We start from the raw sequence: 15,764 nt of genomic DNA, 5'->3' as shown, positions 1-15,764 counted from the left end.
CTGAATGACTACCCGAATCCTTACCGGAATCACCACTACCGGGACGCCGCACCTGGGCAATTATGCCGGTGCGATTCGTCCGGCAATCCTGGCCAGCCGGGACGCCGCCGCCGACTCCTTCTACTTCCTGGCCGACTACCATGCGCTGATCAAGTGCGACGACCCGCTGCGTATCCAGCGTTCGCGCCTGGAGATCGCCGCGACCTGGCTGGCCTGTGGCCTCGATGCCGAGCGCGTGACCTTCTATCGCCAGTCCGATGTCCCGGAAATCCCCGAGCTGACCTGGCTGCTCACCTGCGTCACCGCCAAGGGCCTGCTCAACCGCGCCCATGCCTACAAGGCCTCGGTGGACAAGAATGTCGAGAGCGGCGAAGACCCGGACGCTGGCGTGACCATGGGCCTGTACAGCTATCCGGTGCTGATGGCTGCGGACATTCTCATGTTCAACGCACACAAGGTGCCGGTGGGGCGGGATCAGATCCAGCACGTGGAAATGGCCCGCGATATCGCCCAGCGCTTCAACCACCTGTTCGGTCAGGGACGCGAGTTCTTCACCTTGCCCGAGGCAGTGATCGAGGAAGGCGTAGCCACCTTGCCGGGGCTCGACGGGCGCAAGATGTCGAAGAGCTACGACAACACCATTCCGCTGTTCGGCAGTGCCAAGGAGCTGAAAGGCGCTATCGCGCGCATCGTTACCGATTCGCGGCTGCCGGGTGAACCCAAGGATCCGGACAGCTCGCATCTGTTCACGCTGTACCAGGCCTTCGCAACCGCGCAGCAGCAGGACGAATTCCGCCAGGAGCTGCTCGGCGGCCTGGCCTGGGGCGACGCCAAGCAGCGTCTGTTCGAGCTGCTCGACAACGAGCTGGGAGAGGCGCGCGAGCTGTATCACCAGTTGATCACCAGGCCTGCCGAACTGGAGGACATCCTTCAGGCTGGTGCCGCCAAGGCACGCGCGATTGCCACGCCGTTCCTCGGCCAATTGCGCGAAGCGGTAGGGCTGCGCAATTTCCGCAGCGAAGTGAAAAGCGCGGCGCCGGCCAAGAAAAAGGCCGGCAAGGTCGCGCGCTTCGCCAGCTTCCGCGAGGCCGATGGCGCTTTCCGTTTCCGCTTCTTCGCCGCCGACGGCGAGGAGCTGCTGCTGTCCCGTCCGCTGAGCAATCCGAAGGCGATCGGCAGCCTGACTCAGCGGCTGATTGCCGGCGGGCCGGATGCTTTGGAACTTCGCGAGGACGAAGGCGATCAGTTCACGCTGTGGCTGGACGACGAATGCATCGCCGACAGCCCGCGCTACGACAGCGCCGAAGCGCTCGATGCCGCCATGCTGCGGGTGCGCGAGGCGCTGGCCACGCTCGTCGAGTAACGCAGCCGCCAATACTGGGCGCACCGAGTGGGTGCGCTGACAGCCACGCGGCAACCTGCATTGAATGGGCCTTTTCAGGAGCTGACGCTTGAACGACCTGAGTAAATTGCCAAGCACCGAGGGCACGGCTAAAGTGTCGGCCCCGTTTCACTACCCAGACTCCGCTATGACTCCTCTTGAGCGCTATCAGGCCGACCTCCGGCGTCCTGACTTCTTCCACGATGCGGCCCAGGAAAATGCGGTGCGTCACCTGCAGCGCCTGTACGACGATCTGGTGGCCGACGGCCGCAACAAGAGCGGCCTGCTCGGCAAGCTGTTCGGCAAGAAACAGCAGGAGCCGATCAAGGGCATCTATTTCTGGGGTGGCGTGGGTCGCGGCAAGACTTACCTGGTCGATACCTTCTTCGACGCTCTGCCGTTCGAGCAGAAGATGCGCACGCACTTCCATCGCTTCATGAAACGCGTGCATGAGGAAATGAAGACCCTCAAAGGCGAGAAGAACCCGCTGACCATCATCGGCAAGCGCTTCGCCGACGAGGCACGAGTGATCTGCTTCGACGAGTTCTTCGTCTCCGACATCACCGATGCGATGATCCTCGCCACCTTGCTCGAGGAATTGTTCAAGAACGGTGTGAGCCTCGTGGCGACGTCGAACATCGTACCGGATGGCCTGTACAAGGACGGCCTGCAGCGTGCGCGCTTCCTGCCGGCGATCGAACTGCTGAAGAAGCACACCGAGATCGTCAATGTCGACAGCGGCATCGACTATCGCCTGCGCGCACTGGAGCAGGCCGAACTGTTCCACTTCCCCCTCGATGCCGAGGCCGAACGCAGCCTGGAACGCAGCTTCAAGAGCCTGCTGCCGGAGAAATGCCGGGTCGTGGAAAAGGACGTCCTGATGGTCGAGAACCGTGAGATTCGGGCGGTGAAGACCGGCAACGACGTGGCCTGGTTCGAATTCCGCGAGCTGTGCGACGGGCCGCGCAGCCAGAACGACTACATCGAGCTGGGCAAGATCTTCGGTGCCGTCCTGCTGGCCAATGTCGAGCAGATGAACGTGGCCAAGGACGACATGGCGCGGCGCTTCATCAATCTGGTGGACGAGTTCTATGACCGCAACGTCAAGCTGATCATCTCCGCCGAGGTGGAACTCAAGGACCTGTACACCGGTGGTCGCCTGGAGTTCGAATTCCAGCGGACCCTGAGCCGTTTGCTGGAGATGCAGTCCCACGAATATCTGGCGCGTCCGCACAAGCCCTGAAGGCCGCTACAAGCCGCAAGTTAAAGCGGAAAATGCCTGCTGGGCGTTCCGCGCTTGCGGCTGGTCAGCTGTTCTTATGTCGGTACTGTTGCCGATAGCGATTCGGTGACAGCTCGGTGTGTTGGCGGAACAGGCGGGCAAAGAAGCTGGCGTCGTCGTAGCCGACTTCGTAGCTGATCGTCTTGATGCTCTTGCCGGTGGTGGCGAGCAGGCTCTTCGCCGTTTCGATGCGCAGGCGCTGCAGGTAGTGCAGCGGCTTGTCGCCGGTAGCGGCCTGGAAACGGCGCATGAAGTTGCGAATGCTCATGCCATGCTGGCGGGCCACGTCCTCGAAGCGGAATTTCTCGGCGTAATTGGCCTCCAGCCATTCCTGGATCTGCAGGATCCGCGTATCCAGATGCAGCTTCTGCCCGCCGAAGCCCAGCCTTCCTGGACTGTAGCTGCGTTGCAGTTCGAACAGCACATCGCGCGCCATGCCCTGCGCCACTTGCGCGCCACAGAAGCGCTCCACCAGATGCATGTACAGGTCGCAGGCCGACGTGGTGCCGCCGGCGCAATAGAGGTTGTCGCTGTCGGTGAGGTGCTTGTCGGCACTGAACTGTACGGCGGGGAAGCGCTCGACGAACTCGTTGGCGAAGCGCCAGTGGGTGGTAGCCTGTCGGCCTTCCAGCAGACCCGACTGGGCCATCCAGAAGACACCGGTGGCCTCACCGCAAATGACAGCGCCGGCGCTGTGGCGCTCGCGCAGCCATGGGCCGACTTGCCGATAGCGTGCGCAGAGTGCGTCGAAGTCGCCCCAGAATGCAGGCAGGATGACCATGTCGGCGGCGTCCAGAGCGCAGTCGACCGCGATGCTAGTACCGCTGAACGTATTCACCGGCGTGCCTTCCGGGCTGACCAGGCGGGTTTCGAAAGCCGGAGTCAGGTTCAGGCCGAGCTGTCTACCGTAGCGCAGGCTGGCCATGTGGAAGAAGTCCTTGGCCTGCATGAGCGTCGAGGCGAAGACTCCTTCGATGGCAAGTATGCTGATGTGCTGGATCGGGACGGGGTTGGGCATGTGTTTTCTAATTATTGTGAGCAGTTCATAAGGTAAAACGGCCGTATTGCGGCTGGAGCGTCCTATTTTTCCCCGGCGCTGTCCAGTCTCGGCTGAGTCGAAACGACTGAACCGTCTGTTCGCCGGTGCGTCGAATCGCAGATGCAACGGGAGCTAAGCATGAGTGAAACCAGTCAGTATCCGGCCAACCCATTTGGCGATTGGGACGGCAGTCCGGCAGCGGCGCGGGCGATGCAGCAAACGCTGGCGTCGCAGGTACGGGTGGGTGACGACTTTGCACCGTTGCGATTGATCGCCGGCGTGGATGTGGGGTTCGAAGAGGGCGGCAGCATCACCCGCGCGGCGGCCGTGCTGCTGGATGCCGAGACGCTCGAGTTGGTCGGTAGCAGCTTGGCGCGAATCCCGACCAACATGCCCTACGTTCCGGGCCTGCTGTCCTTTCGTGAGCTGCCGGCAGTGTTGCAAGCCCTCGCCGAGCTGCCGGCGATGCCCGACCTGATCTTTGCCGATGGCCACGGGATCGCCCATCCGCGGCGGCTGGGCATCGCCGCTCATCTCGGTGTGGTGACTGGTCTGCCGACCATCGGCGTGGCGAAGAAGCTGCTGACCGGCGAGCATGACGAACTCGACCCGGCGCGCGGCGCACAGGTGGCTTTGCGCGACAGGAAGACCGGCGAGGTGATCGGCTGTGTGCTGCGCAGCAAAGACCGGGTGCGGCCGCTGATCGTCTCGCCAGGCAATCGCGTGAGCATCGCCACGGCACCGCTGCTGGTGATGCGCTACGTGACGCGCTATCGCTTGCCGGAGCCGACGCGGCTGGCCGATCGGCTTGCATCGCGCCGGCAGGAAAAGGCCGTTGCGCGCCGCCTGCTCGGCCACACCGACTAGCCGTCGGGACTTAACCGGGATTGCCAGGGGCGGCGGCGCTTGCAGGCAGCATCTTGCAGGCGATAGCCTGCGGTCCTGCTGTCTGCCCGGGCCCGTACGATGAATCTGGATTCCGCCACTGGCTGGTGCAATGGCGTCCACCATTGCCCGTCACCGAACTTCAACCAGCGCCCAGCCGGTGAAATCTCGCTGTTGGTGATTCACAACATCAGCCTGCCGCCGGCTCAGTTCGGCACCGGCAAGGTTCAACAGTTCTTCCAGAACCGCCTGCCGCGCGGTGAGCACCCCTTTTTCGAGGAGATCGCCGAGCTGCAGGTATCGGCGCATTTTCTCATCGAGCGTGATGGCGTGGTCACTCAGTTCGTCTCTTGCCTGGACCGTGCCTGGCACGCAGGCGTTTCCTGCTTCGACGGCCGCGACGGCTGCAACGACTTCTCCATCGGCATCGAACTGGAGGGGACCGATCATGAGCCGTTCAGCGAGGCCCAGTATCAGGCGCTGATCGAGTTGTGCCAGGTGTTGCAGCGGACCTATCCGGCGATCACGCCAGAGCGCGTGTGCGGCCACAGCGATATTGCTCCGGGGCGCAAGACCGATCCGGGCCCGGCGTTCGACTGGCTGCGTCTGCGAGCGGCATCCATTACCTGCTGAGGAAAGGACGATGAGTTTTCTGGTGCTCCTGCTCGTGCTGCTGGTGGAGAAATTCTCCGATTGGCGGCCGCGCCTGCAACATGACGAACCCTGGCTGGCGCGCTTGCGCCAGATCGAAGCCAGCCCGCGTTCGCGCGAGGCGCCTTGGCTGGTGCTGTCGCTGCTGGTGCTGCTTCCGGTACTGCTGCTCGGCCTGCTGCTCGTGGCGCTTGAGCCGCTGGCCTATGGCTGGCTGAGCCTGCCGCTGCATCTGCTGGTACTGCTCTACAGCCTCGGTCGCGGACATGGCAAGGCCGAGCTCGGCGCCTTTCGCGATGCCTGGCGGCGGGGTGATAAGGAAGCCGCTGCGCTGGCCGCCGAGCGTGACCTCGGCTTGCTGGCGCAGGACCCGCCGAGCCTGCTGCAGGCGGTGCAGGCGCGCCTGCTGTGGAAGAGCTACGAGGGCTTCTTTGCGGTCATCTTCTGGTACCTCCTGCTCGGGCCGATGGCAGCGCTGGCCTATCGGCTGCTGGCGCTGTGCGCCGAACACGCGGGGCATGAAGGGGTGCGTGAGCGGGCCGAGCAACTGCTGCATGCCTTCGACTGGGTGCCGGTGCGGGTGCTGCTGGGCAGCTTCGCGCTGGTCGGCAACTTCGTTGCGCTCAATCGGGCGCTGCTGCATGAGCTGCTGAGCTGGGAGGTGCCGGCCCGTCGATTGCTGGCGGAGGCGGGCCCCCTGGCTGCCGATCTGCCGCCGGAGATCGACGGTGAGGCAGGCATTGCCCGGCTAGACGGGCTGGCTGCGCTGCTCGTGCGGGCCCGTGTGCTGTGGTACGCGGCGATCGCGGCACTGACCATCCTCGCCTAGACGCGCGCGCCTGAATGGGCGTACATATGAGCGCTGTATGACCTTGCTCGCCCGGCAGCGCTGCACCCCGCAGGCTAGACGCTGCCGCTGATCGGATGGCGTCGGGCGGGCTGCGGGCCACTGATTGGCCATTACCTTAAGTTACAAAGTTCGCGATCGATATCCCGTATAAGCCGGGTGGATGACACCTCTCTGACGAGCCCTGCTGCGCGCTGCAATTGCGTGCACGCCCATACCAATAATATTGGGAGACGTCGTGTGAATAGTCTGTTGCGTCCCGCGATCGCTTTCATGAACCGCCTGAGCTTCGGCATGAAGTTCAGTCTGGTCAGCGTCCTGTTTTTCGTTCCCATGCTGCTCAGCAATTACTATCTGGTGCGCGATTCGTACCGGGCCTTCGTGGGTACCCGCATCGAACTGCAGAGCCTGGAGTTGCTGGGTTCGACCCTGCAGGTACGGCGCAGCATGGAAGACTGGAACGACCTCGTGCACATCGAGTCGATCATCGGTCAGACCGGCAATGTGGAAACGCTTGCCCGCCGCCTGAAGAGCGTCGAAGACGATCTGACGGCACAGTTGCAGGCCCTGGCGGCGGTCAGTGAGGAGCCGGAGCAGGTGGCTGAATTCAACGCCCGCCGCGACGAGCTGGTGGCCGGGCTGGGTGCCGCCCAGGCCGAGCAATCGCTGCAGTCCAAGGCGGCCATGGCCGAAACCCTGCTGGGCCAGTCGCAGGTGATGATCAAGCTGGTAGCCGGCCAGTCGGGGCTCAGCCAGGATCTGCAGCGCGAGGTCCGTCAGCTGGCCGAGCTGCTGACCACGGTCACCCCGGCTATCAGCGCGTCGCTGGGTGAGGGGCGCGCGGTAGGCTCCTACACGTTCGGCCAGGGCTACCTCAATTCCGCTGCCAGCAACACGCTGGACAACCTCGTGCTCGAGCTGGAGAAGCTGCAGACGCAGTACACCGCGCAACTGCAGGATGCGCTCGGTGCGAGCGAGGCCGCGCGACGCGGACTCGACAGTTTCGCCGCGACCAGCCGCGAATCGCTCCAGCTCAGCAGTGACATCCTGCAGGACGAGGTGATCATGGCCGAGGCGCTGGATCGACCGTGGGAAGCGTTCTACGAACGCATCAGCGCCGAGATGGCCAAGACCTATCAACTGAACGATGCCATCCTCGATTTTCTCGGCGTGGAACTGGCCGAACGGCTGGAGCAGAAGCGTCTGCTGATGACGCTGCTGCTTGCGGCGCTGATTGTGGTGCTTTGCCTGGTGGTCTATCTGTACGCCGGCTTCTATGCCTCGACGCGGGCGTCGTTGCGCAGCCTCGGCGAGATCATGGGCAAGGTCGCCGGGGGTGACATGACCGCACGCTACGAGATCCAGAGTCGTGACGAGCTGGGCGAGTTGGGGCGTGTCTTCAACGCTACCGTGGCGCAGATTCGCGAGCTGATCGAGCGGGTCGGCCAGACCGTCGCCGAAGTGGAGCGGCAGGCCAGACGAGTGGAAAGCGTTTCCGGCGAGAGCAACCAGACGGTGTCCGAACAGCGCGGCCAGATCGAGCAGGTGGCCACCGCGATGAACCAGATGTCGGCCACCGCCCAGGCCGTCGCCAACAGCGCCGAGGCGGCGGTCGGCAGTGCGCAGAACGTCAATCAGGAAACCGTCAGCGGCCGGGTGCTGGTCGTGGAGCAGGTCGGTGGCATCCAGCGTTTGGCTGGCGAGATCGAACAATCGGTCGAAGTGATCAACCAGCTGGCTGGCGACAGCAAGGCGATCAGCCAGGTGTTGGACGTGATCAAGACCATCGCCGAACAGACCAACCTGCTGGCGCTCAATGCCGCCATCGAGGCGGCGCGCGCTGGCGAGCAGGGCCGCGGCTTCGCCGTGGTCGCCGATGAAGTACGCGGGCTGGCGCAGCGTACGCAGAAATCCACAGCGGAAATCGAACAGATGATCGCGCGCCTGCAGAGCGGTGTCGGCGCCGCGGTGAAGACCATGCACGCCAGTCACGTGCTGGCCGAAAACACGGCCGGTCAGTCGGCACAGGTGGTGCAGGCGCTGGAAAATATCCTCGACGCGGTAGGCCTGATCGTTGACCAGAACCAGCAGATCGCGGCGGCCGCCGAGCAGCAGACCGCCGTGGCGCAGGATATCGACCGCAACATCGTCGCGATCAACGAGGCCGGGCAGCGTACCGCCGAGGGAGCCGGGCATACCGAGCAGGCGAGCCACCAGCTGACCCAACTGGTCGCACAGCTGCAGCAGTTGATCGCCGCCTTCCGGGTCTGAGGCCTCGGTGTTGCGCGGTCAGCGCCAGCCGAACAGCTCGCAGCTACTGCGATAGCTGGCCGCAGCCAGTTCATCGGCGCCGATGCCCTTGAGATCGGCCAGGCGCTGGCAGATCTCCGGCAACAGTTCCGGGCTGTTGCGTTCGCCGGCATGGCCTACGGGCGGGATGTCCGGCGCATCGGTCTCCAGCACGATGGCATCCAGCGGCAGCTGCTGCAGCACCCGGTGCATGCGCTGTGCCTGCGGCCAGGTGCCGGCACCGCCGAGGCCGAGCTTGAAGCCCAGGCGCAGGTACTCCCGCGCCTCCTCCCAACTGCCGCTGAAGGCATGGATGACGCCGGCACGCTGCAGCCGGTAGCGCTTGAGGGTGGCGATCATCTGCGCATGGGCACGGCGCACGTGCAGCAGCGTTGGCAAGGCGAACTCGGCGGCCAGTGCCAACTGCGCCTCGAGCAGCTGCTGCTGGCGTTCGATGTCGGGGTCTTCGACGTAATAGTCCAGTCCGATCTCGCCAACGGCGCATAGCTTGGCTTCGCCGCGCAAGCGTTGCAGCCAGTCGCGCAATTGATCGACATGTGCGTCCCGATGCTCGTCGATGAACACCGGATGCAGGCCCAGGGCGGCATATATCGCCGGTTCGCTGCAGGCCAGCTGCCAGACCCGTTGCCAGTTCGCCTGCTGCACACCCAGTACCACGATGCGCTCGACCCCGCCTGCCAGGCTGCGGGTGAGCACTTCGCTACGGTCGTCATCGAACGGTTCGAAGTCGAGATGGGTGTGAGTGTCGATCAATTGCACGAGCAGACTCCGTACGATCAGTGGTGGACGGGGCGGCAATGCCAGCCGGAGTTAGCGGCTTTCCTCTTCGATCTGGATATCGCTGACACCAAGTTCCGCCAGGCGACTCGCTTCGCTGGGACGAACCGGATTCTCCCAGGGTGCATCGACAGCGGCGCGCGGTTCGCGGACATGCTGTAGCAGAATCTCCAGTTCGGCCTGCTCCAGGCTGGGCAGTTCGAACGAGCTCATCAGCAGCGATGCCGGTTCGCCATTGATGCGGTAGTGGATGCGATAGGGCTTCAATTCGCTCATGGCGGGCTCCGGCAGTTGGTGGTGATGCTATATCCGACCGCCGAAATTCGCTCAGGCTCCCGCTTTGCCGTCCGCCTCGTGCTCCAGCAATGCCGCCTTGCGCGCCAGCCCCCAGCGATAGCCGGTCAATGCCTGCTGGCTGCCGACCACGCGGTGGCAGGGTATCAGCAACCCAATGGGGTTGCTGGCGCAGGCCCGCGCCACCGCACGGGGATGGCTACCGAGGGATGCTGCCAGCTCGCCATAACGCCGCGTCTCGCCTGCCGGAATCTGCTGCAGCGCCTGCCAGACACGTTGCTGGAACGCCGTGCCGCGCACATCCAGCGGCAGTTGGGCGGCGCGCTGCGGTTCCTCCAGTTGCCTGACCACTGCCTGCAGCCAATCGCCCAGGCCCGGCTGATCCCGCTCGAGCTGCGCCGCAGCAAAGCGTGAGTGCAGTTCTTGTTCAAGAGTCGCTTCGTCGTCACCGAACAGCAGCGCGCAGACGCCCTTGTCACTGCTGGCGATCAGCAGCAGGCCGAGGGGGCAGGGTGCCAGCGCGTAGCGCAACTGTTCGCCGGCACCCTTGCGGCGCCGCTGGGCCGGCGTCAGCGACGGCGTCTCGGCGTAAGGCGCGCGGGTGCCGGAGTAGCCGGCGGCCAGGGCCGCATCCAGTACCGAGTCGGCCGTGGGCAGGCAGGCCTCCAGTCGCTCGCGGCGTCGTGCCACCGCCCAGGCGCGTGGGCTCAGACCGGTGCGGGCCTTGAAGGCCTTTGACAGGTAAGTCGGCGACAGGCCGATACGCGCCGCCAATTGCTGCAACGGTAGTGGCGCCTCGGCCTCGTCGAGCAAGCGGCAGGCCGCGACAACCAGTGCATCCAGCTGCTGGTGCGAACTCTGTCCCAGCGGCGAACAGCGCCGGCAGGGGCGGAAGCCGGCGGCCTCGGCCGCAGCGGCATTGGCGTAGAAGCTGACCCGATCTCGTCCCGGCCGTCGGGCCGGGCAGCTCGGGCGGCAGAATATGCCGGTCGAGTGCACGGCGAACACGAAGCGGCCGTCGAAGGTGGCATCGCGTTCGCAAAGCGCTTGCCAGCAGCGGTCTTCATCGAGCATGTCGGTGCTCCAGGGGCTGATGGGGCGATTGTCGGCCCTGAGTGGACTGTGCGCCAATCCAAAGCGTGCTTTCAAACCCGATGGGGAGAATGGAAGCCGGCTGGCGATTGCCGTAACCTGCAGCTCCGCCCTGACCGAGAAGGACCTGCAAGCCGCTGATGAAAACGCCTAAACGACTCGAACCGCTGATCGAGGATGGCCTGATCGACGAGGTGCTGCGGCCGCTGATGAGCGGCAAGGAAGCAGCGGTATACGTGGTGCGCTGCGGCGACGAGCTGCGCTGCGCCAAGGTCTACAAGGAAGCCAACAAGCGCAGCTTCCGCCAGGCCGTGAAATACCAGGAAGGCCGCAAGGTGCGTAGCAGCCGCGACGCCCGTGCCATGGCCAAGGGCTCCAAGCACGGGCGCAAGGAAAAGGAAGAAAACTGGCAGAACGCCGAGGTTGCCGCTCTGTTCCGGCTGGCCGATGCCGGCGTGCGGGTGCCCAAACCCTACGACTTTCTCGACGGCGTGCTGCTGATGGAGATGATCGCTGGCGAGGACGGTGACGCGGCGCCGCGGCTCAACGACGTCGAACTGCATCCCGATGATGCCCGCGAATTCCATGCGTTCATGATTCACGAAGTGGTCAAGATGCTCTGTGCGGGCCTGGTGCATGGCGACCTGTCCGAATTCAACGTGCTGCTCGACGAGCATGGCCCGGTGATCATCGACCTGCCGCAGGCGGTGGATGCGGCCGGCAACAACCACGCCTTCGAAATGCTTGAGCGCGATGTCGGCAACATGTCGGCCTATTTCGGTCGCTTCGCGCCGGAGCTCAGGTTCACCCGCTATGCCAAGGAGATGTGGGCACTGTACGAGCAGGGCAAGCTGACGACGGATACCGAGCTGACCGGGCAGTTCGCCGAGCCGGAGGATGCAGCGGACATCGATGCGGTGATGCGCGAGATCAAGGCGACGCTGGCCGAACAGGCGCGCCGGGATGCCTTGCGCAGTGCCGACGACGCACCGCAGGACGAGCCGCCGGAACCGCCCTGGATGCGGGGCTGAATGTCGGCGTGCAGCTCCGGGACGGGGCTGCACGTGCTGCTTGTCCGGAGATCGAGTGGCGGACGCGAGGCGTGTAGCGCCAGCGGTGGGTCGCTTTGGATGCCGCCTTTGCCAGGCTTGCCTTGTGCGCCTGCGGCGCTGCAGTGCTTGACCACCGCAGGCTCAGCGCGGAAGCTTGCCGTGGTAAAGGGCGCATCAGTCATGGGGAATACACAATGCAAGGCCAGGCACCGGTAATCGACTATCTGAAGGAGCTGTTGCGCGGCGAGTTGGCGGCACGCGATCAGTATTTCCTGCACTCGCGGATGTATGCCGACTGGGGTTTTTCCAAGCTCTACGAGCGCATCAACCACGAAATGGAAGAAGAGACGCAGCACGCCGATGCCCTGCTGCAGCGCATCCTCTTTCTCGAAGGCACGCCGGACATGACGCCGGAGCCGATCAATCCCGGGCACAGCGTGCCGGACATGCTGCGCAACGACCTGGCGCTGGAATACAAGGTGCGCGCCGCGCTGGCTCAGGGCATCGCCCTGGCCGAGCAGCACGGTGACTACCAGACCCGCGACCTCTTGGCCTTGCAACTGCACGACACCGAGGAAGACCACGCGTACTGGCTGGAGCAGCAACTGGGCCTGATCGACCGCATCGGCTTGCAGAACTACCTGCAGTCGCAGGCCGGCTGACGCTCTGCACCCTGAGGCATGGACTGCCTCGCGGTGCTCTTGACAATCCCGCCCTGGCCGGAAACGGCTCGGCATCGACTGTAGCCGATCCCCGTCCCGATCACCCGCCGACGGCGGCATGCTCCGCTGCATCGCGGGCGTGCCTCCGCTGCGCCAGGCCACGGCGTTCCGGTCAGCCTTAGGTTCTGTACGAAAAGTCGTCGAGCGAAGGTCAGGCGAGGCAAAACGGGTGAGGAAGCGGAGTTTACGTGCTGTAAATGAGCATTCCGAACCCGTTTTTAACGAAGCATCACCGAGCGCAGGCACTTTTCGTACAGAGCCTTAGTCCGCTTCCGCGGGCAAAACGAGGGACTTGGACCGGGTCGCACAGCAGCCGCTTTCGATGCCCTGCAGGATCGGGCAGTCCGGCCGCTCATCGCCCTGGCAGTGATCGACCAGAGCCTGCAGGGTGTCGCGCAGTCCAACCAGCTCCTCGATCTTGCGGTTCAGCTCGTCTATATGCGCGCCGGCCAGGGCCTTCACGTCGGCGCTGGCGCGCTGGCGGTCCTGCCACAGCGCCAGCAGTTTGCCGACTTCCTCCAGGGAAAAGCCCAGGTCGCGGGCGCGGCGGATAAAGGCCAGCTGATGCAGGTCGCGCTCGTTGTAGTGGCGATAGCCATTGGCGCTGCGCCCGGCAGGCGTGAGCAGGCCGATGGATTCGTAGTAGCGGATCATCTTCGCCGTGAGGCCGCTGTGCTTGGCGGCCTGACCGATGTTCATGGCGTGCTCCCGATCATTCTTCCGGTTTCCAGGAACGCAGCAGCAGGGCGTTGCTCACCACGCTGACGCTCGACAGGGCCATTGCCGCACCGGCCACCACCGGGCTGAGAAAGCCGAAGGCGGCGAGCGGAATGCCCACCAGGTTGTAGATGAAGGCCCAGAACAGGTTTTGCTGGATCTTGCGGTAAGTGCGCCGGCTGATCTCCAGCGCCGCCGGCACCAGGCGCGGATCGCCGCGCATCAGGGTGATGCCGGCGGCGTGCATGGCCACGTCGGTACCGCCGCCCATGGCGATGCCGACATCCGCCGCGGCCAGTGCCGGTGCGTCGTTGATACCGTCGCCGACCATCGCCACCACGGCGCCGCCCTTTTTCAGATCCGCCACGGTGGCGGCCTTGTCCGCCGGCAGCACTTCGGCGTGCACGTCGTCGATCTGCAGCGCCTCGGCCACCACACCGGCGCTGCCGCGGTTGTCGCCGGTGATCAGGTGGCTGCGGATATGCCGTGCGGCCAGTGCGGCAATCGCCGCCGCGGCGCCGTCCTTGAGGCTGTCGCCGAAGGCGAACAGGCCGAGAATGCGTGGCTGTGGTGCGCTTTCCACCAGCCAGGAGAGCGTGCGGCCTTCGGTCTCCCAGCGCTGGGCGGTTTCCAGCAGATCGCCGGGCTGCAGCCCGTACTCCTCGAGCATGCGCCGGTTGCCCAGCGCCAACTGCTGACCGTCCAGCGTCCCGGCGATGCCGCGGCCGCTCAGGGCCTGGCTCTTCTGCACATCCGGCACCACGATGCCATCGGCTTCGCAGCGCTCCAGCACGGCGCGCGCCAGCGGGTGTTCACTGCCGCGCTGCAGGGCACCGGCCAGGCGCAGTATCCGTGCATCGTCGCCGTCCACGGCATGCAGATGAATGATCTGCGGCTTGCCCGAGGTGAGCGTGCCGGTCTTGTCGAAGGCCACGGCCGTGACCGCATGGGCGACTTCCAGCGCCTCGGCGTCCTTGATCAGAATGCCGTGGCGCGCCGCCACGCCAGTGCCCGCCATGATAGCCGCCGGTGTCGCCAGGCCGAGGGCACAGGGACAGGCAATCACCAGCACGGCTACGGCATTGATCAGCGCAACCTCGGCCGGCGCACCATTGAGCAGCCAGCCGATCAGCGTGAACACGGCGATCACCAGCACGGCCGGGACGAACACCTGGCTGACCTTGTCCACCAGCTTCTGGATCGGCGCCTTGGCCGCCTGGGCGTCTTCCACCAGGCGGATGATGCGCGCCAGCACGGTCTCGCCGCCGAGCGCGGTGGTGCGCACCAGCAGCCGTCCTTCGCCATTGATCGCGCCGCCGGTGATGCGATCGCCCGGCGCCTTGTTCACCGGCAGGCTCTCACCGCTGATCAGCGCTTCGTCGGCCTGGCTTTCGCCCTCGACCACCTCGCCATCCACCGGGAAACGCTCGCCGGGCTTGACCAGCACCAGGTCGTCCAGGCGTAGCGCGGCGATGGCGACGTCTTCCTCGCGGCCGTCGATCACCCGTGTCGCGCGGTCCGGGCGCAAGGCTTCGAGTGCGCGGATCGCCGCGCTGGTCTGGCGCTTGGCGCGGCTCTCCAGGTACTTGCCCAGCAGCACCAGGGCAATCACCACCGCCGAGGCCTCGAAATACAGGTGCGGCATCTGCCCGGCCGGCGTCGCCCACCATTGATAGAGGCTCAGGCCGTAACCGGCGCTGGTGCCGATGGCGACCAACAGGTCCATGTTGCCGGCACCGGCGCGCACCGCCTTCCAGCCGGCGACGTAGAAGCGCGCGCCGAGAATGAATTGCACCGGCGTGGCGAGCAGGAACTGAATCCACGCCGGCAGCATCCAGTGGCCGCCGAACAGCTCGGCGAACATCGGCAGCACCAGCGGGGCGGCCAGCAGCAGGGCCGCGATCACCGCCCAGCGTTCGCGCTGCAGGCGTCGTTCGGCATCCTGTGCGGGGCGCTGCTGGTCGCCGGCGCTCGCCTTGTAGCCGGCGGCCTCGACTGCCTGGATCAGCACACCGGGGTCCGGCGTGCCGATCGTTTCGACATGCGCGCGCTCGCTGGCCAGGTTCACCGCCGCGTTGCGCACGCCGGGCACCTTGAGCAGGGCGCGCTCGACCCGGCCGACGCAGCTGGCGCAGGTCATGCCCTCGATGTTCAGCTCGATGCTCTGCAGCGGTACGCCGTAGCCGGCCTTTACCACGGCCTCGATCAGCGTCGCCACGCCCAGATCATCGCCTTCGATACGCACCTGTTCGTTGGCGAGATTGACGCTGGCTGCGGCGACACCGGGCACCTTGAGCAGAGCGCGCTCGACGCGGCCGGCGCAGCTGGCGCAGGTCATACCGCTGACCGGCAGCGTATGGGTGGCGCTGGACATGGCAGTGACTCCTCGGATTGCGATGGCTGCAGGATCGACCTTAACCCTATGGCAAGGTCAACACCATGACCTGCGACAGCGGGTGCCTTGACCTTGCCCGGGTGGCAAGCCCGAGAATCGGCGCCTCCACCAGACGAGGAGAGCGACGATGCAAGTATTCAAGGTGAGCGGAATGACCTGCAGCCACTGCGAGCGTGCGGTCACCCAGGCCATCCGGGCGCTGGACCCGCAGGCGCAGGTGCAGGTGGACTTGGCGGCCGGAACGGTGCGGGTGCAGAGCAGCGCCAGCGAGCAGGCGATTCGCGAGGCGATCAGCGAAGAGGGTTATCAGGTGAGCTGAT

15 protein-coding genes are annotated in these 15,764 nt (G+C 65.2%); 9 read left to right on the top strand and 6 right to left on the bottom strand.

What is annotated here, in order from left to right; genetic code table 11:
• The first annotated feature begins 4 nt into the window (after positions 1 to 4).
• Both B597_RS29660 and zapE read left to right on the top strand, forming a co-directional pair.
• Positions 5 to 1,363: a tryptophan--tRNA ligase gene (locus B597_RS29660; RefSeq protein ID WP_003295362.1), complete on the top strand. Its 1,359-nt coding sequence runs from the start codon at positions 5 to 7 to the stop codon at positions 1,361 to 1,363.
• A gap of 166 nt (positions 1,364 to 1,529) precedes the next feature.
• Positions 1,530 to 2,624, top strand: coding sequence for a cell division protein ZapE (zapE, locus tag B597_RS29655; protein ID WP_003295361.1), 1,095 nt, complete (start codon positions 1,530 to 1,532; stop codon positions 2,622 to 2,624).
• Positions 2,625 to 2,688: 64 nt separating this feature from the next.
• On the opposite strand, the gene B597_RS29650 is transcribed toward zapE, so the two are convergent.
• Entirely contained in the window at positions 2,689 to 3,681 is a 993-nt protein-coding gene (locus B597_RS29650) for a GlxA family transcriptional regulator (protein WP_003295360.1), read from the bottom strand.
• A gap of 159 nt (positions 3,682 to 3,840) precedes the next feature.
• Between B597_RS29650 and nfi the strand changes: the two genes are divergently transcribed.
• From nfi to B597_RS29630, 4 genes are all read left to right on the top strand, one after another.
• Positions 3,841 to 4,569 carry a deoxyribonuclease V gene (gene nfi / locus B597_RS29645; protein WP_003295358.1) on the top strand — a complete coding sequence of 243 codons (729 nt, stop codon included), beginning with the start codon at positions 3,841 to 3,843 and terminating at the stop codon, positions 4,567 to 4,569.
• 99 nt (positions 4,570 to 4,668) lie between these two features.
• A complete protein-coding gene (ampD, locus tag B597_RS29640) occupies positions 4,669 to 5,220 on the top strand; it encodes a 1,6-anhydro-N-acetylmuramyl-L-alanine amidase AmpD (RefSeq protein ID WP_003295356.1) in 552 nt (183 codons plus the stop codon).
• Between the two features lie 10 nt (positions 5,221 to 5,230).
• Positions 5,231 to 6,067, top strand: a complete 837-nt coding sequence (gene ampE / locus B597_RS29635) for a regulatory signaling modulator protein AmpE (RefSeq protein ID WP_003295354.1) — start codon at positions 5,231 to 5,233, stop codon at positions 6,065 to 6,067.
• Between the two features lie 258 nt (positions 6,068 to 6,325).
• Positions 6,326 to 8,356 carry a methyl-accepting chemotaxis protein gene (locus B597_RS29630; protein ID WP_003295352.1) on the top strand — a complete coding sequence of 677 codons (2,031 nt, stop codon included), beginning with the start codon at positions 6,326 to 6,328 and terminating at the stop codon, positions 8,354 to 8,356.
• Positions 8,357 to 8,374: 18 nt separating this feature from the next.
• On the opposite strand, the gene B597_RS29625 is transcribed toward B597_RS29630, so the two are convergent.
• Genes B597_RS29625 through ada form a run of 3 tightly spaced genes read right to left on the bottom strand, consistent with a single transcriptional unit; the run spans position 8,375 to position 10,540 of the window.
• On the bottom strand, positions 8,375 to 9,154 hold the full coding sequence (locus tag B597_RS29625) for a TatD family hydrolase (RefSeq protein WP_003295351.1): 780 nt from the start codon (positions 9,152 to 9,154) through the stop codon (positions 8,375 to 8,377).
• A 51-nt stretch (positions 9,155 to 9,205) separates the two neighbouring features.
• Positions 9,206 to 9,448 (bottom strand): hypothetical protein, encoded by a 243-nt coding sequence (locus B597_RS29620; protein ID WP_003295350.1) that lies wholly within the window; start codon positions 9,446 to 9,448, stop codon positions 9,206 to 9,208.
• A gap of 51 nt (positions 9,449 to 9,499) precedes the next feature.
• Positions 9,500 to 10,540: a bifunctional DNA-binding transcriptional regulator/O6-methylguanine-DNA methyltransferase Ada gene (gene ada / locus B597_RS29615; protein WP_003295349.1), complete on the bottom strand. Its 1,041-nt coding sequence runs from the start codon at positions 10,538 to 10,540 to the stop codon at positions 9,500 to 9,502.
• 158 nt (positions 10,541 to 10,698) lie between these two features.
• Here ada and B597_RS29610 point away from each other — a divergent pair, with 158 nt between their 5' ends.
• Both B597_RS29610 and bfr read left to right on the top strand, forming a co-directional pair.
• The gene (locus tag B597_RS29610; RefSeq protein ID WP_024161777.1) at positions 10,699 to 11,589 is read left to right on the top strand and encodes a PA4780 family RIO1-like protein kinase; all 891 of its coding nucleotides are present in this window, start codon (positions 10,699 to 10,701) and stop codon (positions 11,587 to 11,589) included.
• Positions 11,590 to 11,804: 215 nt separating this feature from the next.
• Entirely contained in the window at positions 11,805 to 12,272 is a 468-nt protein-coding gene (gene bfr, locus B597_RS29605) for a bacterioferritin (protein ID WP_003295348.1), read from the top strand.
• A 321-nt stretch (positions 12,273 to 12,593) separates the two neighbouring features.
• Here the strand turns inward: bfr and cueR are convergent, their stop codons facing one another.
• Together cueR and B597_RS29595 are read right to left on the bottom strand one after the other, a co-directional pair.
• Entirely contained in the window at positions 12,594 to 13,031 is a 438-nt protein-coding gene (gene cueR / locus B597_RS29600; protein ID WP_003295346.1) for a Cu(I)-responsive transcriptional regulator, read from the bottom strand.
• A 13-nt stretch (positions 13,032 to 13,044) separates the two neighbouring features.
• A complete protein-coding gene (locus B597_RS29595) occupies positions 13,045 to 15,423 on the bottom strand; it encodes a heavy metal translocating P-type ATPase (RefSeq protein ID WP_003295345.1) in 2,379 nt (792 codons plus the stop codon).
• 148 nt (positions 15,424 to 15,571) lie between these two features.
• Here B597_RS29595 and B597_RS29590 point away from each other — a divergent pair, with 148 nt between their 5' ends.
• A complete protein-coding gene (locus tag B597_RS29590) occupies positions 15,572 to 15,763 on the top strand; it encodes a heavy-metal-associated domain-containing protein (RefSeq protein WP_003295344.1) in 192 nt (63 codons plus the stop codon).
• Position 15,764: the final 1 nt, after the last annotated feature.

The organism is Stutzerimonas stutzeri KOS6, from assembly GCF_000307775.2.
GTDB classification, from domain to species: Bacteria; Pseudomonadota; Gammaproteobacteria; order Pseudomonadales; family Pseudomonadaceae; genus Stutzerimonas; species Stutzerimonas stutzeri_B.
The sequence above is the reverse complement of the archived record's forward strand: the minus strand, read 5'-3'. Positions and strand labels throughout refer to the sequence as shown.